Origin of the sequence: Micromonospora sp. NPDC051227 (assembly GCF_044455385.1) — a bacterium.
Taxonomy (GTDB): domain Bacteria; phylum Actinomycetota; class Actinomycetes; order Mycobacteriales; family Micromonosporaceae; genus Micromonospora.
The window spans coordinates 67940-87710 of sequence record NZ_JBITET010000017.1; the positions used below are offsets into that span (position 1 = coordinate 67940).

Sequence of the window (19771 nt, forward strand, 5' to 3'; positions counted from 1 at the left end):
GGCACCGATCATGCCGCTCCGGCCGGCGGCGGTCAGGGACGGCCGGGCTCGATGCGCGCGGTCACGTCGAGGTGCGCGGGCTGGCAGTCGGTCGTCGCCGCGAATCGGCGGACCGCGGCGCGAACGTGTTCGCGTACGCCGGCGGTCGGCGCGTCGGCGGTGAGGTCCATCCGGATCCACACGTCGGGGTGCGGTGGCGCGCCGGTGAGCACCACCCGGGCCCGGCGTACCCCGGGGTTGCCGGTCAGGTCGCGTACCAGCGCGTCGGCGAGAACGTCGGTGGCCAGCCGGGTCCGGCCCGGACGGCGCCCGGGGTGGCTCAGGGTGCCGCGCAGCGTGCCGTCCGGGCCCCGCAGCTCCCGGGTGAGCAGGCGTTGCCCAGCCAGTGCGAACAGCGCTCCGGCGACGGCGGCGGCCAGAGTGCTCCACGGCGCGGCCCTCCGCCAGCGGTCGACCAGTTCGGCGCTGAGCAGCACCGCCCCCGGGTCGGCACCGGGCAACGTGCCGAGGCTGGCCGTCAGCGCCGCCGCGCCGCCCACGACCAGCAGCAGCGCGATGATGGTCCACAGCAGTCGGTGCCCGGCGTTGGTCACGCCGGCCGTCGCCGAGGCAGCAGCCGGACGTCGATCCGGGCGGGGCGGGGTGCGGTGAGGTGGCGCAACTCCTGGTGCACGGCGAGCTCGATCTCCGTCCGGGCCGCCGGGTCGCCGGTCGCGCGGACCCGGGGGCGCCACTGGCCGCCGCGCCGTCGGACCCGGACTCGGGCGCGGCGGACGCCCGGCACCGCGCTGGCGGCGTCGGCGAGCCGCCGTTCCACACAGCGCCGGTGCAGGTACCAGCCGTCTCCCTCGTCGGCGCGCAGGCGGACCGGTGTCCAGCGGCTCAGTTGGGCGACGAGGATGGCCAGGCCCAGCAGGAGAGCCCCGCCGGCCACGGCCCGGACGGTCGGGTCGCGCCACCGGGTGCCGCTCAGCGCGTCGAGCCAGCCTCTGGTGTCGAGCGGTGTCGGTCGGTGCAGGGCGAGCAGCAACGCCTGGACGGCCACCGCGGCGCCACCGAGAAGCAGAGCGGTGGCCAGCAACAACGAGGCGACCCGGTTGGCGGTGCGCATCTCAGCCGTCCTCCGGTGTGGCGGTGCCGACGCCGGAGGAGTCGACGCCGGGGACGAGCAGGTCGTCGACGGTGACGGTCACCACCGCCACGCTGAGCCCGGTCTGGGCGGCCACCCGGTCGGTGACCACCGCCCGGACCGTCTCGGCGATCGTCGGCACGCTGTGCCCGTACCAGGTGATCAGGTGCAGGTCGAGTCCGACGGACCGGTCATCCAGGCGGACCGCCGCCGGGCGGACGACGGACACGCCCGGCACGAGGCTGGCCGCCTGCACCGCGATCCGCGCGACGTCCGCGGTGTCGCCCGGGCGGCGCTCCGGACCGGTCGTTCCGGCGGCCAGGCCGGTGCCGGGGTTCGTCCCCGCGGACGGGCGGGTGGTCATCGGCGCCGCCGAGCGTCGGCGCGGCGGTCGCCGAGACCGGTCACCGCGACGTCGCCGTCGAGCACCCGGACGACCAGCCAGCCGAGCATGCCGGCGAGCACGGCGAGGGCGGCCACGCCGACGCCGGCGAGTGCCCAGACCGCCACGGCGAGGAACCCGGCGAGGAAGCCGAACTGCTGTCGGGACATGGTCACCTCCGGGCCGGTCCGGTACCAGCGGTCGCTGGATACACCCCACGGCCATTCCTGGAACGTCGGCACTGCTGTGATACGCATCACATGAGAAGTCGGTGGCCCATGATCGACCACCTAGACTCGGCCCGGCTCGACCGACCGGCGGATGGATCAGGCAGATGACGAGCATCGGGAGCGACGACCGCAGTTGGCTGCGGGCAATGCCCGCCGAGGCGGGGCGTGACGCGCTGCTCAGCCGCGCCGGCCATCGGGTCCTGGCGGCACGCCGGCTCACTGATCTGGTCCAGGGCCGCCCGCCCGGTGTCACTGGCAGCCAGTGGACATCGGCGAGCCGCGCCAGCTTCGACTTCGTGGTCCACGCCGCCGACACCGGCCGTCCGGTCGTCGCCGTGCAGATCGGTCCGGTGCCTTCTCCCGGCTCTGCGGAGCAGCGCGTGGAGCGGCTCACGGACGCGGTGAGCGCGGCCGCCGGCCTGCCCGTTCTGCGGATCGGCTCGCCCACGTTGAGCGCCGCCGAGCACGGCCGCCGCCTGGTGGAGTACGTGATCGACGCGCGCGCCTACGCTGCGGGCGGGGCCACCGCCGCCGGGACCGAACCGGCGCCGGTGGGCTTCCGGGACATCCTGGGCCGGCTGCCGGACGGGCGTACCGGGCCGGTCAACGACCTCGGCGCGCTGACCCGCGCTGTGGCGGTCGAGGCGTACGTGGCCGGGCAGGTGGCCGACCCGATCGTGCGAGGGCTGCACGTCCGCTGGGTGGACGGGCCGGCGCAGGGGTGGAGCTGGGTGCAGGTACGCCCCGACGGGTGCCTCATCGAGCAGGTCTCGGTGACCGAACACCGTTTCTCCTGCGGTATCGACGCGGCCCGGCTGGCCGAGGATCTCGCCGCCGTCGCCGTGGGGGAACGACTGCGGGAGAACACCGTCGCCGACCTGCTGCCGCGCGCCGAGTGGACCGCGCAGATCGCCGCACTGAGCCAGCGCCGCCAGGAACTGGTCGGAGGGTTCGCCTTCGACCACCTCTGCGCCGACTGACCAGCGCCCGTTTCACCTGCTGATCCCTGCACCGCACCGGCTCCGTGTCCGGTCGCGGCAATTTCCTGTGCGTCTGTTGAACCTTCCCGGCCGCCGCCCCGTACTCCTGCGCGAATGAACAGGATCTCCCCATCCGCGTCCACCGGGCGCTGGAGACGGTGCGGAAAGGGCATCGTCGGCCATCGACGCATTACCGGGTAGGTCACGGTGGTCGCCACCGCGGCGTGCCACCTCACATCCGTCGGTCCGCCGAGGGCAGAAATCCACTACCGGATCGAGAAGGAGAGCAATTCGATGCGCAGGTCCACTCGGGCGCGCCGGCCTTCCGGCAACGCGCGGAGCAAGCGTCTGCTGGCAGTTGTCGGCACGCTCGCGGTCTTCGGCGGAGTTGTCGCCGTGACTCAGATTTCGTCGGCCCAGGACCGGCGGACAAATAAGCCACGCCCGGCTGCCGGGCAGTGCGTGGAGCCGAGCCCAGGCGCTACCGCGCCGACCGGCGGCGGCTCGACCAGCCGGACCTGGCAGAACGGTCGGTGGGTGCGTAATCACTGGGGTGACGGACAGCAGTCGGTCCCCGAGTGCGAGGACGGCAAGGACGGCACGGTGGGCACCGGCACGGCCATCGCCTGTCCGGATGTGGCGGCCAAACTGCCGCAGGTGCCGAACCGGGCGAGGGCCGAGGTGGACCGCAACCTCGCCCAGTTGCAGACCCAGATCGCCGAGGCGGACCGCCGGCTCGCCGCCGAGGGCAACAAGGGTGAGGCGTTCATCCGCAGCGCGATCCTCCAGCCGTTGGCCGGCAAGCGCCGCGCCGTGCTGGACCGGATCACGACCGCCATCGACCGGGTCGGTCCCCGGCCTCAGGGCCTCGCACAGCTCGCCGAGTGCCAGGTGCAGCCCACCGGCGGCACGGGCGGCAACAACGGCGGTGGCACCACGCCCACCACCACCCCCGGTGGCGGCAACAACGGCGGTGGCAACAACGGTGGCGGGAACAACGGCGGTGGCACCGCGCCCGGCGCCGGGCTCGGCGTGCTCGCCAACGACTGCGACGAGAGCCGGCTCCAGCCGCACGACGGTTTCCAGAACGGCAACCGCTGTGTGAGCACCGAGTTCGGTGAGGTCGGCGCGGCGGCCAACAACCCGTCGCTGCTGATCACCCAGTTCCCCGAGCAGGTCGGCCAGAACCAGCCCTTCACCCTGCGGGTCAGCACCCGTAACCTGGTCCGGGACCGCTTCCTGGCCGCCGGTCAGGGTGGCTACTACGTGGAGAGCTCGCTCCTCAACGACCAGGGCCTGGTCCGCGGTCACTTCCACACCGCGTGCCGGATGCTGGACAGCCTGACCGCTCCGCCGGAGCCGCAGGAAGTGCCCGCGTTCTTCGTCGCGACCGAGGACGGCCGCGGTGGCGCCCAGCCCGACGAGGTGACGATCCAGATTCCGGGCCTGCCGGAGTCCGGTACCGCCCAGTGCTCCGTCTGGGCCGGTGACGGCTCGCACCGCCTGCCGATGATGGAGCGGGCCAACCAGACCCCCGCCTTCGACTCGGTGCGCATCGACGTCAACTGAGCTGACGTACAACGGCGGCCGGCCGCCCGGGGCGACAACCCGGGGTGGCCGGCCGCGCTTCGTTTCCGGTGCCCAAACAAACGACGGGGCCCCGCCGTTTCCGGCGGGGCCCCGTCGAGTCGCGTCAGCGGCTCTTGTACGCCTCGACGACCTCGACCGGGATCCGGCCCCGCTCGGAAATCTTGTAGCCGTTCTTGACGGCCCATTCCCGGATGGCCCGGTTCTGCTCCCGATCCATTCCCGCGCCGGTGGGTCGCCCCGGTCGCCGGACTGAACGGGTGCTCTCCACCGGACCGCGGCCGATCCGCCGACCCGCATTGATGTACGGATCGAGCGCCTTGCGCAGGACGCCGGCATTCTCGTCGGAGACATCGATCGTGTAGGCCACGCCGTCGAGACTGAACTCAACCGTCCGGTCGGCCTTCCCACCGTCGAGGTCGTCGGTCAGGACCGTGATTACTTTTCTCGCCATTGCCGATTACTCCCTGTGTGCGGCGGGATGTGTCCAAAGTCTGACCTATCACCCCGGTAATCCGCAACAATATGCCTTCCATTCATTCGGCGCGTCGCGATTCCGTTACCGAGCAAAACCGTGAATCGGTTCGGTGCCGAGGCTTCATTCCCCGAGGATGCCGCTGTGGCCGGCGACGGCAGCCGCCTCGGCCCGGTTCGAGACCCGCAACTTGCGCAGCAACGCGGCGGTCATCCGTTTCACCGTCCGTTCGGAGACGTGCAGTTCTTCGGCGATGTCGACGGTGCTGCGGCCGGCGGCGATCGCCCGCAGCAGCCGCCGTTCCTCGCCGTCCAGGTCGACGGGCGCGGAGCGCGTGGGCCGCAACATGGCGCGCAGCAGTTCGGCCGGCAGCACCGCCCAGCCGTCGAGGATGGCCAGCAGCGGGGGCAGCAGTTCCTCCGGTTCGCTGGTCTTGGGCAGGAACCCCTCGGCGCCGGCCCGCAGCGCCTCCACCGCCGGCTCGGGCTCGGCGGAACCGGACATCGCGACCACCCGTACCCGTGGGGTGGTCCGCCGGATCGCGGCCACCGCCCGGATGCCGCCGGGCGGTGGCATGTGCAGGTCGACCAGGGCCAGGTCGGGGCAGTAGTTGCTGACCAGGGCCGCCGCCGCGGCGGCGTCGCCGGTGGAGGCGACCACCTCGGCGCGGCCGTTGGTGGTGATCGGGAGCAGTAACTCCAGGCCGCGGACGAAAAGGGGGTGATCGTCCACGACGACGAGTCGCAAGGTGGAGGCTCCCGGCATGTCTGCGCCGTTCCCCAGCGGGTACCGATCATGCGGGTTCGCACCGAACGAGAGGAGTCGGGTGGATGCGCGTACGGCATGGTCTGCGGGACCTGCTGCGAGGGTTGCGCCCCATTGAGCCGACACCCGGCGAGAGACGACCGAAGGCGGCCGATTCGGAGCTGCTGCTGCGGGTGTTGTGCCACGAGTTCCGGACACCGATCAGCACACTGACCTCGCTGACCCGCGCGCTGGCCGACGAGCGTCGGGAGCTGACCGGGGACGACCGGCGGGCACTCAGTGAGCTGGCCCGCGACCAGGCCGCCCACCTGCAGAGCCTGCTGCGCGACGCGACCGCCGGCACCGGCGTGCTGACGCCGACTCCGCAGCCGGAGCCGGCCGTCGCGCTGGCGGGCATCCTGCGGGAGGCCGCCGCGCTGGTGCCGGTCGGCCGTCGCCGGGTGCGGGCCACCCGGCGGGCGGCCTCCTGCCCGGTGCCGGCCGGACGAACCCGACAGGTACTGGTCAACCTGGTGCAGAACGCGTTGCTTCACGGGCCGCCGGACGGCCAGGTCGGGCTCTACGCCACAGTCCGCGGGCCCAGCCTGAGCATCCTGGTCACCGACGAGGGCCGGGTCGACGATGCGCTGCTGGTCGCGCTGCGGCGTCCGGCGCCGGCCGTCGGGATGTCCGGTCTGGGCCTGTGGATCGCACGACAGCTCGTCGCGACGGACGGGGGAGCGTTGCGGGCGCACCGGCTACGGCCCCGTGGAGTGGCGCTGGAGGTGCTGCTGCCGATGGCTCGCCCGGTGCGCTGACCCGGGCGGGACACCGGTTGGCCCGTTCGGGTCAGCGCGGCGGGAACGGCCTCGCTACCTGTTTGCGGTACCGAGGAGGTTGGATGTTCAGCCACGTCAAGGATCTGCAGTTCGAAGCCAAGCCGGACGGCCCGGACGCTGCGTTCGCCCGCCGGTTGCAGGAGGTGCTGGGCGGCAAGTGGGGCGAGATGACCGTCGCCAACCAGTATCTCTTCCAGGGGTGGAACTGCCGGCTGCCCGGCAAGTACAAGGATCTGCTGCTCGACGTCGGCACCGAGGAGATGGGCCACGTCGAGATGATCGTCACGATGATCACCCGGCTGTTGGACAATGCGCCGCTGTCGCTGACCGAGGGGATCGCGGAGGACCCTGGAGGCGCGGCGACCTACGCCGGCGAGAACCCGGCGCACTTCATCCACGGCGGTGGTGGCGCCCTGCCCGCCGACTCCAACGGGGTGCCCTGGAATGGCGCGTTCATCACCGCCAGCGGCAACCTGTTGGCCGACTTTCATCTCAACGTCACCGCCGAGGCGCAGGGTCGGCTCCAGGTCGCCCGGTTGTTCCACATGACCGACGACCCGGGCGTCAAGCAGATGCTGCGCTTCCTGCTGGCCCGCGACACGATGCACCAGAACATGTGGCTGGCGGCGATCGAGCAGCTCAAGGAGGACGGACTGGAGGACATGCCGGTGCCCGAGGCGTTCCCGGACTCGGGCGAGTTCACCGAGGAGTACGGCTACACCTACCTGGGTTTCTCCTCGGGCACCGACGCCGCCCAGGGGCGCTGGGCGTCCGGGCCCTCGCCGGACGGCAAGGGCGAGTTCCGGTACGACGACAACCCGCGGGCGAACGCGCCGGAACCGGTGCTGCCCCCGGGTGACCCTCGGTTGTACGGCACCAACCCGGGGGTGGCCGGCTCGCTGAAGAACACGGTGAAGAGCAAGCTCACCTGAGGTACCTCGTCGGGTCGTCCGCCGGTCCCGGGCGACCCGACGGACCGGTTGGAAGAGTGGTCTGAGTCACAGGCCGGAACAAGGGGAACGCTTTGTTACTTGAGTGAGACACGCTCAACTCAACGCGATAGCAGGTGTTCGATGGCAACTCTTCCGGTACTTCCCCTGACCGACGCCGTACTTCTGCCCGGCATGGTCATCCCGGTGACCCTCGACCCCACCACCCAGGCCGCGATCGACGCGGCGCGTGCGACCGGCGACCGCAAGCTGCTGGCCGTGCCGCGCATCGACGGCGAGTACGGCCCGGTGGGCGTGGTCGCCACCATCGAGAAGGTCGGCCGGCTGCCCGAGGGTGAGCCCGCCGCCGTCATCCGTGGCCTGTCCCGGGCCCGGATCGGCTCCGGCGTGCCCGGCCCCGGTGCCGCCCTCTGGGTCGAGGCGACCGAACTCGACGAACCCGCCTACGCCGGTCGGGCCCGTGAACTCGCCCGCGAGTACCGCGCCCTGGTGACCTCCGTGCTCCAGCAGCGGGGCGCCTGGCAGGTCATCGACGCGGTGGAGCGGATGACCGACCTCTCCGAGCTGGCCGACTCGGCCGGCTACGCGCCCTGGCTGACGCTGGAGCAGAAGACCGAACTGCTCGCCGCGCCGGACGTCACCGCCCGGCTGGAGCTGCTGGTCGGCTGGGTGAAGGACTACCTGGCCGAGCAGGAGGTCACCGAGCAGATCAACAGTGACGTCCGCGAGGGGCTGGAGAAGTCCCAGCGCGAGTTCCTGCTGCGCCAGCAGCTGGCCGCGATTCGCAAGGAGCTGGGCGAGGACGAGCCGGACGGCTCCGCCGACTACCGGTCCCGCGTCGAGTCCGCCGAGCTGCCGGAGAAGGTACGCGAGGCGGCCATGCGCGAGGTCGGCAAGCTGGAGCGGGCCAGCGACGCCTCCCCGGAGGCGGGCTGGATCCGTACCTGGCTGGACACCGTGCTCGAGATGCCCTGGGGCACGCGTACCGAGGACAACACCGACCTGGCCGCGGCCCGGGCGGTGCTGGACGCCGACCACGCCGGCCTGTCCGACGTGAAGGACCGCATCCTGGAGTACCTGGCGGTGCGCAACCGGCGCGCCGAGCGCAACCTCGGTGTGGTCGGCGGTCGCGGCTCCGGCGCGGTGCTCGCCCTCGCCGGTCCTCCCGGGGTGGGTAAGACCAGCCTCGGCGAGTCCGTGGCACGGGCGCTCGGGCGTAACTTCGTCCGGGTCTCGCTCGGCGGCGTCCGCGACGAGGCGGAGATCCGCGGGCACCGGCGCACCTACGTCGGTGCGTTGCCCGGTCGGATCGTCCGCGCGCTGCGCGAGGCCGGTTCGATGAACCCGGTCGTGCTCCTCGACGAGGTGGACAAGCTGGCCGCCGGCTACGCCGGTGACCCGGCCGCCGCCCTGCTGGAGGTGCTCGACCCGGCCCAGAACCACACTTTCCGGGATCACTACCTGGAGGTCGACCTCGACCTGTCCGACGTGCTCTTCCTGGCCACCGCCAACGTGGTGGAGTCCATCCCCGGCCCCCTGCTGGACCGGATGGAGCTGGTCACCCTGGACGGTTACACCGAGGACGAGAAGGTCGCCATCGCCCGCGACCACCTGCTGCCCCGGCAGCGGGAGCGGGCCGGGCTGACCGTCGACGAGGTGGAGATCGCCGACGAGGCGTTGGCGCTGATCGCGGGGGAGTACACCCGGGAGGCTGGCGTCCGGCAGCTCGAGAGGGCCCTTGCCAAGATCCTCCGCAAGGTGGCGGTGACGCTGGCGACGGACCCGACGCCGGCACGCGTGGGCACCGACAACCTCACCGGTTACCTGGGTCGGCCGAAGTTCACCCCGGAATCGGCCGAGCGCACCGCCGTGCCCGGCGTGGCCACCGGTCTGGCCGTCACGGGCGCCGGTGGGGACGTGCTCTTCATCGAGGCGACCAGCATGGAGGGCGAGCCGGGGCTGACCCTGACCGGCCAGCTCGGTGACGTGATGAAGGAGTCGGCGCAGATCGCGCTCTCCTACCTGCGTTCCAACGGGCGGCGGTTCGGCATCGACCCGAACGCTCTCGCGGGACGCCGGATCCACGTCCACTTCCCGGCGGGCGCGGTGCCCAAGGACGGTCCGAGCGCCGGCATCACCATGGTCACGGCCCTGGCGTCCCTGGTCACCGGTCGCCCGGTCCGCCCCGAGTTCGGGATGACCGGTGAGGTGACGCTCTCCGGTCGGGTGCTGCCGATCGGTGGGGTGAAGCAGAAGCTGCTCGCCGCGCACCGGGCCGGCCTCACCGAGGTGATCATCCCGGCGCGCAACGAGCCCGACCTGGACGACCTGCCGACCGAGGTGCGCGAGGCGCTGACCGTGCACACCCTGGCCGACGTGGCCGACGTGCTCGCCCTGGCGCTGCGCCCGGCCGACGTGAAGACGCTGGACGGTCCGGCGCTCTTCGCGGTCTGACGCTCCGACCGTCCGGGCCCCCGCCGTCTTCCGACGGCGGGGGCCCTTTCGGTACGCGGGGGAGGTCTACTGTCTCGTCTGCACCGTCAACCACCTCTCCGCCGCGAGGCGGCCCCTGGAGGAACCCCCGTGAACGTGGTGCTCTGGATCATTCAGATTCTGCTCGCCGCCGTCTTCGCCGGCGTCGGACTGGCCAAGCTGAGCCAGCCCAAGGAGAAGTTGCGCGACGTGATGCGGTGGGTGGACCCGGTGCCGCCGTCGCAGGTCAAGTCGCTCGGCGCGGTCGAGTTGCTGGCCGCCGCCGGGCTCGTGCTGCCCGCCGCCACCGGCATCGCCACAGTGCTCACCCCGCTCGCCGCCGTCGGACTGGTCATCGTCATGATCGGCGGCATCCTCGTGCACCTGCGTGCCCGCGAGCAGCAGACCACCCGGGACGGGCGTCGCGCCGAGATCCAGGGTGCGGTCGCCTGCGCTGTGCTGCTCGTCCTCGCCGCCGTGGTGGCCTGGGGCCGTTTCGGCCCGTACGCCCTCTGATCCGCGTCGGCCAGCACGCGACAATGCACAGTAGAGTCTGCCCGCCGCTCGAGGCGGCACTCAACGGGGGAGAGGTATGGAGCCGATCGTGAGCGCACCTGGTGCGGTACCACCGGCGGTGCCACAACGGTCAGATCCAACGGGCCGACGGTTGGGACGGCGGGTGCTTTTCGCCGGCGGCGCGGGCGCCGCGGTGGCGACGACGGTGGCCACCCTTGCCGGTGCCGAACAGGCGGGATCGCCGCCCGTCACGACAGTGCGGGAGGCCCCGCTCAGCCTCCGGGACCCGCGGGTCGGCTGCCGGCTCGACGGCAGTGACGAGTCGGACAAGGTCACCACCGCGCTGAACCTGCTGCCGCCCGGTGGCGGGGAGATCTTCCAACCGGTGGGCGCACTCGGTCTCGGATCGGAGGTCCGCTTCCCGACGAGTGTGACCTGGACCGGCGAGAACATCGGCGCGGCGATCATCCAGCCGGCCCCGGGCTACACCGGTCGTCTGGTCTCGAGCGGTAAGTACAACCAGATCTCCAACGTGCACTTCTACGGTATGCGGACCTCCAACGTGCTGTTGACCGTCCGTGGCCCCCGGTCGGCCTTCCACCACCTGCACTTCGGCAACTCGGGCAGTCACGCCATCGAGTTCCTCGGCAAGGACGCGGACACCAGCGCTCACGCCAACAAGATCACTGATATCAACATCGAGGACTGCCTCGGCGTCGGCATCCTCGTGAACAAGGTCGCGTACGACAACGAGTTCCTCAACGTCTGGGTCGGTGAGTGCCAGACCGGGATACGGCTGCTGGACAGCGCCTGCTTCTTCGACAATCTGCATGTCTGGGGTTGCCGGGGCAACGGCGTAGAGCTGCGCGAACCCGCCCATCGAAACATCTTCCAGAACGTCTACCTGGAGTCGAACGGCACGAGTGGCACCGGCAGCGGCGCCGACCTGCGGCAGGTCTGGGGGACCCAGTTCATCGGCGGCCGGCTGTGGCGCAACTCCACCAACGGCATCGAGGTCTCCTCATCCGGACGTACCCGGATCATGGGGCTCGACATCCACGACAACGGCGCGAACGGGATCCTGGGCCGTGACGCCGACATGTGCCAGGTGATCGGTAACCAGTTCTACGACGACGCGACGCCCCGCCGCCAGGACCGACCGATCATGACGGTCGGCACCAGCAACAACTGGATCGTCGCCAACAACGTGATGCGGGCGTTCGACCACCGGTCCGGTGGCGCGTCGCTGGCCGGGGCCAACAACGTGGTGAACGGGAACATCGGCTAGCGCCTGCGGGCGGCGGGTGCTCGCGTTTCCCGCCGCCTCGCCCGGGCAGTGGCGTCGGCGACCGTCGTACTCCGGCGGTCGCCGACGGCGTGCTCAGCGCTCGTCGCCGCCGCGGTCGCGGCGCACGGTGGCCTTGCGGCCCTTGATCGTGCTGGAGCGCAACCCGGAGATGACCTCGTCGGCCACCCCCTGCGGCACCTCCACCAGTGAGAACCGGTCGGCGATCTCGATCGAGCCGATGTCCCGGCCGCGGATGCCGGTCTCCCCGGTGATCGCACCGACCAGATCCTGCGGGCGCACCCCGGCGCGTCGACCCAGGCCGACGAAGACCTGGACGGTGTTGCCGCCGCCGGAGCGTGGCCGGCCCCCGCCCCGCCGGTCGCCGCCCCGGCCACCGGCCTCCGGTCGACCCTCGCGCGGCCCACGGACCGGAACCTGCGGGATCTCCTCCTCGTCGTCGGAGCCCGGCGACGTCACCTCGTGGGCCAGCTTCACGGCGGCGAGGGCGACCTCCATCAGGTCGAACTCGTCGGTCAGCGTCTCCACGATCACCCGGAACGGGTCGAGGTCGTCCTCCAGCAGGCTCTCCCGCAGGGCCGCCTGGGTCAGCTCCAGCCGCCGGGTACGCATGTCGGCCACGGTAGGGATCTTGTCGATGGTGATCCGCTGGCCGGTCACCCGCTCGATGGTCTTGAGCATCCGGTGCTCACGCGGCTCGGCGAGAGTGATCGCCACGCCCTCGCGGCCAGCCCGACCCACCCGACCGATCCGGTGCACGTACGACTCGGGGGCGGACGGCACGTCGTAGTTGACCACGTGGGTCAGCTGCTCGACGTCCAGCCCACGGGCCGCCACGTCGGTGGCCACCAGCAGGTCGGCGGTGCCCGCCCGCAGCCGGCCCATGACCCGGTCGCGCTGCTCCTGGCTCATGCCACCGTGCAGCGCCTCGGAGCGGTAGCCCCGACCGTTCATCGTCTCGGTCAGCCGGTCGACCTCTTCCCGGCTGCGGCAGAACACGATCGCCGCCGTGGGCGACTCCACGTCCAGGATCCGGCCCAGCGCGGCCGGCTTGTGCGCCCGGGTCACGATGTATGCGCTCTGCCGCACCCGGGGCGCCTCACCCGCGACCTGCTGCTCCCGGCCGATCTCGATCCGCACCGGTTCGCGCAGGTGCTGGCGGGCCATCCCGTCGATGCGCGACGGCATGGTGGCCGAGAAGAGCACCGTCTGACGCTGTGCCGGAGCGTGCTCCAGGATCGCCTCGATGTCCTCGGCGAAGCCCATGTCGAGCATCTCGTCGGCCTCGTCGAGCACCACAGTCGCCAACCCACCGAGGCGCAGGGTGCCCCGGGCGATGTGATCCAGCGCCCGGCCCGGGGTGGCCACCACCACGTCGACGCCCATGTCCAGGGCCCGCAACTGCCGCCCGATCGGCTGCCCGCCGTAGATCGGCAGCACCCGCGCGCCCAGGTCCTTGCCGTAGCGGTGGAACGCCTCGGAGACCTGCACGGCCAGCTCCCGGGTCGGCACCAGCACCAGCGCCACCGGGTCGCCGCCCTGGCGGTGTGCCGCCATGAGGTTCAGCAGCGGCAGCGCGAACGCGGCCGTCTTGCCGGTGCCGGTGGCCGCCTGACCCAGCAGGTCCCGGCCCTCCAGCAGCGGTGGGATAGCCTCCCGCTGGATCGGAGTGGGCTCCTCGTACCCGAGGGCGGCGAGCGCGCCCAGCAGCTCGGGGCGCAGCCCGAGCTCGGTGAAGGCGCTCACCTCGTCGGTGCCGTCGGGGGCGGCGTCAATCGGTGCGTCGATCGGTGCATCGTGCTGTGCAGGTGCGGAACTCATGTGCCAAGCCTTTCATCACGCCGTCCGGGCCGTTGCAGCGACCGCCACAAGAGCTGTCCCCGAGCCCCGTGCCGCGGCTGTTGCGCGACCCCGACGGCGGCCTCGATCAGGCGCCGGTGGTCAGGATGGCCAGCACCATCACCGCGGCCAGGGCCACATCGAGCACCGCGCAGAACTCGGCGTAGCCGCGCGGCACCACCCGGCGGTTGCGGTGGTGCGCCAGGTCCCAGCCGGCGTGCGCCAACCACCCGAACGCCACCAGCCAGTCGGCGGTCCGCCCGCCGGCCATCACCGCGACCAGCGTCAGGGCGACCCAGCCGGCCAGACCGGCGAGTTGGGTGGCGAGCACGCCCCGCCCGCCCAGCGTGCGGCGGGCCACGCCGATCAGCAGGTAGCCGCCGGGCAGGACCAGCATCGTCCACGGGCTGAGCACGCTCGGGTCGACCCACATGTCCACGGTCATCAGCAGCGCCAACCCGGCCGGCCAGCGGTGGGCGAGCGCCACCACGACCCGGTGTCGGCGTACCGGCGCCGACGCCTCGTGCCGGTGTCGGACCGCCACCAGCACCATCGCGGGGATCATCAGCAGGTGACCGCCGAGCAGCAGGGCGTCGGCGTCGATCAGGCCGGCCCGAAACGGCACGAGCAACAGCAGGAACGGGACGTACATCGCGGCGGCCATCTCGCCGACCGCGTGCCAGCGGTGCGCCCGGTAGCGCATCCCCACCGTCATCCCGACGGTCATGTTCGTGGCCATCACCAGTGCGGCTACCTCCGGCCGGGCCAGCGCGTCGCCGACGCCCAGAGCGGTGCCGGCCAGCTCCCACAACGGCCCGAGCAGCAGCATCCCGGCGACCATCGCCAGGGCCATCTCGCCCAGATGCCACAGCAGCCGGCGCCTGCTGCTGGCCGGTGCCGCGGCGGTCGGTGCCGCCGTGGTCGGTGTCGGGGGCGAGGGCGTCGGCTCGTCGGTGGGCGGGGGCGCGGGCGACGGTACGGCGGTGAGGCTGTCCGCGTACATTCGGGTGTTCTCCATGCCTCGACCCTGCCGGTGACCCCGGTGTGGGCGGCAGACTCGATCGTCACGGGAAAACGGTGCGGACCGCACGGCCCGACCGTGACAGTTCGCATGGGTGGACCGTGCGCCGGGCGGTCCTAGGATCGGTGCGTGGCGAGCGAGGCGGTGACTCCCCGGGCGGACCGCCGGCTGCGTGGCGCCCGGCGGGCGACGCTGGTGTCGTTGGCCACCGGCGTCTGGGCGAGCGTCCTGTTACCGGCGGTCGGTCTGACCCGCGAGCCCGACCCGGGCCGGGTGACACTCGGCGCGGTCGGCATCCTCGCCTTCGTGATCGCCCAGACCGTCGTGCTGTACGCGGCCGTGACGCCGTGGCTCGAGCCGCGCTGGCGGCGTCGGGCCGAGCTGAGCCTGGTCGGGGTGGCCGTGCTGACCGTTCCGCTGGTGGGTCCGGTGGCGGCCGGCAGGTGGCCGACCTGGGCCTGGCTCGGTGCGTCGCTGATCGGCATGACGCCGCTGCTGGTGCGGTGGCGGGCCGGGCTGGCGGTCGCGGTCGGCGTCCTGGCGGTGGCGGTCGCGGTGGCCTGGTGGACCGACGGTTCCGTTCCGCGCCACCTCGCCGTGACCGGTGGGATCGGCGCGGCAGTGGCCGCCGTCAACGGGTTCCAGGTCTGGTTCTGGGACCTGCTCGTGGAGGCCCGGCAGGGCCAGGCCGCCCAGGCGCGGCTGGCCGCCGCCGAGGAGCGGCTGCGCTTCGCCCGCGACGTGCACGACGTCCTGGGGCACCGCCTCACGGTGATCGCGTTGAAGGCCGAACTCGCCGCCCGGCTCGCCCCGGTCGACCCGGAACGGGCCGGGAGGGAAGCCGCCGAGGTGCAACGCCTGGCCGCCTCCGCGCTGAGCGAGGTACGGGAGACCGTGCACGGCTATCGGGCCGTCGACCTCGACGAACAGCTCACCGCGGTGGTGGGGGTGCTGCGCTCCTGCGGGGTGCGGTGCACGGTGCTGCCGCTGCCGGTGGACCTGCCGCAGCCCGCCGCCATCGAGTTGGCGGCGGTGCTGCGCGAGGCGAGCACCAACGTGCTGCGGCACAGCCGGGCCGACTGGTGCCGGATCCGCATCGATCGGGAGGATGACGTGGCCAGGATGACGGTGGCCAACGACGGCGCCGACGACCGCGGCCCGGACGCGCACAGCCACGGCCTGCGCGGGCTGGCCGACCGGCTCGCCGCTGCCGGGGGCGAGTTGCGGGTACGCCGGGAGGACACGATCTTCACCCTCGAAGCCACAGTGCCGGCGCCGTCGTGATCCGCGTCCTGCTCGCCGACGACGAGGACCTGATCCGGGTCGCCGTCGCCGCGCTGCTCGCCCTGGAACCGGACATCGAGGTGGTGGCACACGCCGCTGACGGGAAGACAGCCGTCACCGCGGCACTGGCGCACCGCCCGGACGTGGCCGTGGTGGACCTGGAGATGCCCGGCCTGGACGGCATCGCGGTAGCCGCCGAGCTGACCCGGGTCCGACCCGACTGCGCGGTGGTCGTGCTGACCGGGCACGGTCGCCCCGGGCACCTGCGCCAGGCGCTGACCGCCGGCGCCCGGGGGTTCCTGCCCAAGGGCTCGCCGGGTGGGGCGCTCGCCGATGTGATCCGCCGGGTGCACGCCGGGGGGCGTTACGTCGACCCGTCGCTGGCCGCCGACGCGTTGACCCTGCCCCCGTGCCCGCTGACCCCTCGGGAACTGGAGACGCTACGTCTGGTGGAGGTCGGTGCCCCGGTCGCGGTGATCGCCCGTCGGGTGCACCTGTCCACCGGAACCGTACGCAACCACCTCTCCGCCGCCGTGCAGAAGCTCGGTGCCGCCGACCGGGCCGAGGCGGTGCGCACCGCCCGGGACAACGGCTGGCTCTGACCGTCGGCGCGCCTCGCTGACGACCCCGAAGCGTGAGTGGACGGACGCTGACCTATTTCGATCGCACCACGAGCAGCCTCGCCGTGAAGATCGACACCGCCGTGGATCCGTACCGGCTCGGCCTGCGGGCGAGCTACACCCACCTGGTTATGGTGGCGGGCATCCTGCTCACCGGCATCGGGGGCGAGCTGATGCTGAAGGAGCCCGACGCGCAGCGGTCCGTCGGCAACGTCGTGGCGATCCTGGTCGGGCCGCTGACCTTTCTCATCGGGCGGATGATCTTCGAGATCTGGGTGTTCGGCCGTCTGACGAGGCACTGCCTCGCCGCCGTGGTGGCGTGCCTGATCCTGAGCCCGGTCGCGGCGCGACTCCCGCCGCTGGCGGTGGGTCTGCTGGGTGCGGCCACCATCACCGTCGTCGCCATCTTCGACCTGACCCACCGCGCCCGGATCGCGGGTGAGGTCAACCCGGTGTCGGCCGAGGACGCTCCCCGCCGCCACCCGGCCTGAAGGGTGTGGCTCGGTTCCGATCTGTGGGGGTGGCGTGGACCGCCCGGCTAGCGTGGGCGCGTGCGTACGGTGGAACTGGTCTGCTCGCCCGGCCTGGAGGTCGCCGTCCGGGCGGTCTGGAGCCGGCTGGCCGCCGCCGGGTTGCCCAGCCTGGCCCGCAACATCCACCCGACCAACCGGCCGCACCTCACCCTCGCCGCCGTCGACGAGTTCCCGCCGGGGGTCGAACACCGCCTGGCCGACCTGTTCGACGCCGCGCTGCCGGTGCCGGTGACGCTCGACCGAGTCGTCGTCCTCGACGGCAGCGCCCCACTGGTCTGGCTCGTCCGACCCACTCCCGCGCTGACCGCGCTGCACGCCGCCGTCTGGGACGTTCTCGCCGAGACCGACGGACATCGCCCGTGGCATGCGCCCGACGCGTGGGTGCCGCACCTGAGCCTGGCTCTGCGGTTCCGCAACGCGGATCTGCGGTTGGCTCGTGCCGTCGCCGGTGGGCAGCGCCCGACGGGCGACTTCAACGCAGCCCGCAGCTACGACGGCACGAACCGGACGTTGACCCCGCTGACCGGCCGCGGCTGAGGTTGTCACGCGTGTTCCGGAACCTCGGTTGCTGCCCCCACCGCCTCCGCCGTCGCCCCCGCCGCTGAAGTCGCCGCCGCCACCGCCGCCCGCACCGCCGGCGTAGCCGTGGCGGCCATCGATGAAGGGCAGGTCGCCGCGGATGCCGGGTCGTTTGGGCCGCTGCGTCGCGGCTTCTTCCGAGTAGGGACAGTAGGCAAGTCGAGGCGGCCGTCGGGGCGTGTCGCCTCGACGGCCGCCGGCCCGATCCTGGTCAGTTGTCGCGCGGCTGTGGGATCTCCTGCCTGGTGAACGAGATGCCCGCCGCTGGGGCGGCCCGGGTGGCGAGCGAGGTAGCTGACTCGTCCGTGTCGTAGAGCCGAACCGAACCGTTGGCGGTCCGGCTCACGAACCCGAGTCGGATGCCATTGGAGTTCTGAAAGACGAATGCCGTCGGGTCGGTCGGATAGGTCTCGTCCGGTACCGTCGCCGTGGCCCAGTTGCCCCAGGCGGTGGAGCCCGCGGCGGTCTGTCGGCTGTGCTGGATGGTGTCGTCGGTCGTCCGGGTGAACACCGAGACGCGGCCGGTGTTGGGGCTCAGGACCGCGGCCGGGGAGCCGACCGGCGTGATACCGCTGTCTCCCACCGCGTTCCAGGTGCCGGGCCAGGTGGCGTCGATGTTCTGCAACTGGCTCTTGACCACCCCGTCGGTGTGTCGGGCGAACACCATCAGGCGACGGCCGGGCAGTGTCACCACGCTCGGCGTGTCCACGAAGCCCGCGCCACCCAGCCCCGTCCAGGCGGAGGTCAGCGCGCCACCCTTGTACGTGGCAGCCTGCAGGGTGCCGGCCGTGTTGGCCACCAGGAGTGTGGCCGTGCCGTCCGCGCCCGGCACCGCGACCGGCGTACCGGTCAGGCCGGTGCCACCGAGCGGCGTCCACGGAAACAGATCCCCGGCCGTGCCGTCCTGCCGGCGGTGCCACAGCGCGCCCTCGGCGTCCAGGGCGAAGACCACGCGGGTGTCGTCGGAGAGCCGGACGGCGGTCGGCTCCGAGCGCATCGCCCCACCGAGGGCGAGCCATGGGTTCCAGTCCGGCATGGCCGGCGTCTTCTGGGTCAACGAACCCACGTTGCTGGTGGTCTCGTGGGCAACGATGGTGACCCGGCTCTGGGCGTCCGAGACCAGCGATGGCTTGCCGGTGTACGCCTCGGTGCCGGGCACCGGTGACCACTGGATCGAATACAGCGAGTCCGGGTTCGCGCGTCCGTGCCGCAGTTGACCGATGTTGTCGGTGTAGGCGATCTCCAGGCTGCCGAGCGCGGTGCCGGCGGGCGGGGCCTGCACGACCGCCAACGGGGCGTTCTGCCGCGCCGGAGTGGCGGGCAGCGCGGGGCTGGTGATCGCCCCTTGCTGGCAGGTGTTGGTGGTGGTGAAGACGTTCGGGAAGCCGGCCCAGCCTGTGCCGATCTTGTCACTGGTCAGCGGCCAGGACAGGTTGTCTTCGCGGAAGCGGTACTGGAGCAGATTGCCGGCGCTGTCGATGCCGAAGAGCGTGTCGCCGCCGGCGGAGAAGAGCCCCTTGGTGAATGTCTGCCAGCCGCTCGGGCCAACCAGACGGTCACGGAGAATCCACCGCTGACTCGCCGGGTCGAACCGGTGTCGGTAGAGCTTGCCGTCGGACGTTCGGGCGTAGAGGGTGCCGGGGGCGCCGGCCACGATCAGGTTGTACCGGTCCCAGCCGGTGTCGATGACGCGCGCGTCGATGGTCCATTTTCGCGTCGGCTCGTCGAACCGGTACCAGCGCAGTTTGCCCTGGGCGTCGACGGCGTAGAAGTCGCCGATCTGGTCCACAGTGATCTTGTTGCGGAAGGCGGCTGTCGCGTAGTTGGTGAAGCTCGTACTGATGATCCAGCTCTGCTTGCCGTCGACGGTGTCCCAGTTGCTGCCCGTCCATCGGTAGCGGTTGAGCCCGGTCGAGTTGATGCCGTAGACCCGCCCGTCGGGCCCGCCCAGCAACCGGCCGAACGTCTGCCAGCCGCCAGACCCGACGGTGGTGGCGGCGGTGAAGACGCCGCCGTCGCGGCCCGGGGTGCTGTACTGGCGGCGGGAGAGCGTGCCGGTCGTTGTCGAGTTGAAGAACGCCGCCGCTCCGGTGCAGCTGAAGGCGTCGGTCGCCGCCTGTGCGGGAGACGCCGGCAGCGGTGCCACGAGGCCGGCAGCGCCGATGAGCGCTGCGGCGGTCAACGCCAGCGATCGACGCCGAGAAGACGTCCGTGGTGTGGATTCTTTGGTCAACTGGGACACGTTTGTGTCATCCTCCCCCGAGAATAATAAAACGACCGTACTG

General features: G+C 72.0%; 20 protein-coding genes. 11 read left to right on the forward strand and 9 right to left on the reverse strand.

Features of this window, described 5'->3' with window-relative positions:
• Positions 1–32: 32 nt before the first annotated feature.
• From ACIA47_RS29290 to ACIA47_RS29305, 4 genes are read right to left on the reverse strand one after another with little or no spacing between them, the layout of a single operon-like run.
• Entirely contained in the window at positions 33–593 is a 561-nt protein-coding gene (locus ACIA47_RS29290) for a hypothetical protein (protein ID WP_396711541.1), read from the reverse strand.
• The gene (locus ACIA47_RS29295; protein WP_396711542.1) at positions 590–1111 is read right to left on the reverse strand and encodes a DUF6286 domain-containing protein; all 522 of its coding nucleotides are present in this window, start codon (positions 1109–1111) and stop codon (positions 590–592) included. Before ACIA47_RS29295 ends, ACIA47_RS29290 begins: the two co-directional genes overlap by 4 nt.
• Before the next feature lies 1 nt (position 1112).
• Positions 1113–1493: an Asp23/Gls24 family envelope stress response protein gene (locus ACIA47_RS29300; protein WP_396711543.1), complete on the reverse strand. Its 381-nt coding sequence runs from the start codon at positions 1491–1493 to the stop codon at positions 1113–1115.
• Entirely contained in the window at positions 1490–1768 is a 279-nt protein-coding gene (locus ACIA47_RS29305; protein ID WP_396711544.1) for a hypothetical protein, read from the reverse strand. The genes ACIA47_RS29300 and ACIA47_RS29305 overlap by 4 nt, the downstream gene beginning before the upstream one ends.
• Before the next feature lie 77 nt (positions 1769–1845).
• Between ACIA47_RS29305 and ACIA47_RS29310 the strand changes: the two genes are divergently transcribed.
• On the forward strand, positions 1846–2721 hold the full coding sequence (locus ACIA47_RS29310; protein ID WP_396711545.1) for a hypothetical protein: 876 nt from the start codon (positions 1846–1848) through the stop codon (positions 2719–2721).
• Between the two features lie 294 nt (positions 2722–3015).
• Positions 3016–4290 (forward strand): hypothetical protein, encoded by a 1275-nt coding sequence (locus ACIA47_RS29315; protein WP_112602067.1) that lies wholly within the window; start codon positions 3016–3018, stop codon positions 4288–4290.
• Between the two features lie 124 nt (positions 4291–4414).
• Here ACIA47_RS29315 and ACIA47_RS29320 read toward each other — a convergent pair whose 3' ends face one another.
• Positions 4415–4762: an Lsr2 family protein gene (locus ACIA47_RS29320; RefSeq protein WP_210784867.1), complete on the reverse strand. Its 348-nt coding sequence runs from the start codon at positions 4760–4762 to the stop codon at positions 4415–4417.
• 144 nt (positions 4763–4906) lie between these two features.
• Positions 4907–5530, reverse strand: a complete 624-nt coding sequence (locus ACIA47_RS29325) for a response regulator (RefSeq protein ID WP_396711546.1) — start codon at positions 5528–5530, stop codon at positions 4907–4909.
• An 83-nt stretch (positions 5531–5613) separates the two neighbouring features.
• Between ACIA47_RS29325 and ACIA47_RS29330 the strand changes: the two genes are divergently transcribed.
• The 5 genes from ACIA47_RS29330 (at position 5614) to ACIA47_RS29350 (ending at position 11592) form a co-directional block, all read left to right on the forward strand.
• Positions 5614–6345 carry a sensor histidine kinase gene (locus tag ACIA47_RS29330; RefSeq protein WP_396711547.1) on the forward strand — a complete coding sequence of 244 codons (732 nt, stop codon included), beginning with the start codon at positions 5614–5616 and terminating at the stop codon, positions 6343–6345.
• 83 nt (positions 6346–6428) lie between these two features.
• The gene (locus tag ACIA47_RS29335) at positions 6429–7298 is read left to right on the forward strand and encodes a manganese catalase family protein (protein WP_396711548.1); all 870 of its coding nucleotides are present in this window, start codon (positions 6429–6431) and stop codon (positions 7296–7298) included.
• A gap of 141 nt (positions 7299–7439) precedes the next feature.
• Positions 7440–9770 carry an endopeptidase La gene (gene lon / locus ACIA47_RS29340; protein WP_396711549.1) on the forward strand — a complete coding sequence of 777 codons (2331 nt, stop codon included), beginning with the start codon at positions 7440–7442 and terminating at the stop codon, positions 9768–9770.
• A 129-nt stretch (positions 9771–9899) separates the two neighbouring features.
• Complete coding sequence (locus tag ACIA47_RS29345) at positions 9900–10304, forward strand: DoxX family protein (protein WP_396711550.1); 405 nt, start codon at positions 9900–9902, stop codon at positions 10302–10304.
• A 163-nt stretch (positions 10305–10467) separates the two neighbouring features.
• Entirely contained in the window at positions 10468–11592 is a 1125-nt protein-coding gene (locus ACIA47_RS29350; protein ID WP_203120257.1) for a right-handed parallel beta-helix repeat-containing protein, read from the forward strand.
• A 93-nt stretch (positions 11593–11685) separates the two neighbouring features.
• Here ACIA47_RS29350 and ACIA47_RS29355 read toward each other — a convergent pair whose 3' ends face one another.
• Both ACIA47_RS29355 and ACIA47_RS29360 read right to left on the reverse strand, forming a co-directional pair.
• The gene (locus ACIA47_RS29355) at positions 11686–13431 is read right to left on the reverse strand and encodes a DEAD/DEAH box helicase (protein WP_238410740.1); all 1746 of its coding nucleotides are present in this window, start codon (positions 13429–13431) and stop codon (positions 11686–11688) included.
• Positions 13432–13537: 106 nt separating this feature from the next.
• On the reverse strand, positions 13538–14467 hold the full coding sequence (locus ACIA47_RS29360; protein WP_396711551.1) for a hypothetical protein: 930 nt from the start codon (positions 14465–14467) through the stop codon (positions 13538–13540).
• A gap of 132 nt (positions 14468–14599) precedes the next feature.
• Here ACIA47_RS29360 and ACIA47_RS29365 point away from each other — a divergent pair, with 132 nt between their 5' ends.
• From ACIA47_RS29365 to ACIA47_RS29380, 4 genes are read left to right on the forward strand one after another with little or no spacing between them, the layout of a single operon-like run.
• Positions 14600–15754, forward strand: coding sequence for a sensor histidine kinase (locus ACIA47_RS29365; RefSeq protein ID WP_396711552.1), 1155 nt, complete (start codon positions 14600–14602; stop codon positions 15752–15754).
• Positions 15751–16356, forward strand: coding sequence for a DNA-binding response regulator (locus tag ACIA47_RS29370; protein ID WP_112673405.1), 606 nt, complete (start codon positions 15751–15753; stop codon positions 16354–16356). Before ACIA47_RS29365 ends, ACIA47_RS29370 begins: the two co-directional genes overlap by 4 nt.
• 32 nt (positions 16357–16388) lie before the next feature.
• Entirely contained in the window at positions 16389–16865 is a 477-nt protein-coding gene (locus tag ACIA47_RS29375; protein WP_396711553.1) for a low temperature requirement protein A, read from the forward strand.
• A gap of 60 nt (positions 16866–16925) precedes the next feature.
• Positions 16926–17444 (forward strand): 2'-5' RNA ligase family protein, encoded by a 519-nt coding sequence (locus ACIA47_RS29380; RefSeq protein WP_396711554.1) that lies wholly within the window; start codon positions 16926–16928, stop codon positions 17442–17444.
• A gap of 253 nt (positions 17445–17697) precedes the next feature.
• Here ACIA47_RS29380 and ACIA47_RS29385 read toward each other — a convergent pair whose 3' ends face one another.
• On the reverse strand, positions 17698–19668 hold the full coding sequence (locus ACIA47_RS29385) for a tachylectin-related carbohydrate-binding protein (RefSeq protein WP_396711555.1): 1971 nt from the start codon (positions 19666–19668) through the stop codon (positions 17698–17700).
• Positions 19669–19771: the final 103 nt, after the last annotated feature.